At 42.8% G+C, this 769-nt stretch carries 2 tRNA genes and 2 rRNA genes; all 4 read left to right on the top strand.

Going from position 1 to position 769, the window contains the following annotated elements:
• Positions 1–78, top strand: a 16S ribosomal RNA gene (locus DV417_RS09330); the annotation flags it as partial.
• Between the two features lie 79 nt (positions 79–157).
• Positions 158–234, top strand: a tRNA-Ile gene (locus DV417_RS09325).
• A gap of 45 nt (positions 235–279) precedes the next feature.
• Positions 280–355 (top strand) — tRNA-Ala (locus DV417_RS09320).
• A 309-nt stretch (positions 356–664) separates the two neighbouring features.
• Positions 665–769 (top strand): 23S ribosomal RNA (locus tag DV417_RS09315); the annotation flags it as partial.

The raw sequence follows: 769 nt of genomic DNA, 5'->3' as shown, positions 1-769 counted from the left end.
ACCACGGTATGATTCATGACTGGGGTGAAGTCGTAACAAGGTAACCGTAGGGGAACCTGCGGTTGGATCACCTCCTTACCAAAGACGAGAGACAGCGAGTGCTCACACAGATTGGCTGATAGTTGTAGACAAACGAGCAGAAGAAAACATTACCCTTGGGTCTGTAGCTCAGGTGGTTAGAGCGCACCCCTGATAAGGGTGAGGTCGGTGGTTCAAGTCCACTCAGACCCACCACTCTGAGAGTGAGTGATGTGGAGGAGTAATGATTTATGATGAAATGGGGATATAGCTCAGCTGGGAGAGCGCCTGCCTTGCACGCAGGAGGTCAGCGGTTCGATCCCGCTTATCTCCACCACTTATCATCGTTAAGTAAATTTATTGATTTAGTTTATTTAACGATGATAATTGAAAAGTTTTATCAACTGTTCTTTAAAAAATTGGAAACAAGCTGAAAACAAGAGATTTTCGAGAGAAAGTCTGAGTAGGCAAAATAGGGAAGTAAAAGGAGGGAACTGAGAAGGAAACTCTGAAAGCAAACCTGTTTTGCATAAAATCTTGATTGAACAAAAGCAATCAAGTGTTTAGTTGAATTAATGACGCTGAAAGTGCGGTCAGAGCACAATATCTATTTTATATTGAGTTTTGAAAACATTTGAGGTTGTATAGTTAAGTGACTAAGCGTACAAGGTGGATGCCTTGGCAATCAGAGGCGAAGAAGGACGTGCTAATCTGCGAAAAGCTTGGATGAGTCGATAAGAGGCGTTTAATC

Origin of the sequence: Haemophilus haemolyticus, from assembly GCF_003490935.1 — a bacterium.
Lineage (GTDB): Bacteria > Pseudomonadota > Gammaproteobacteria > Enterobacterales > Pasteurellaceae > Haemophilus > Haemophilus haemolyticus_M.
This window is presented reverse-complemented; position numbering and strand designations above follow the sequence as displayed.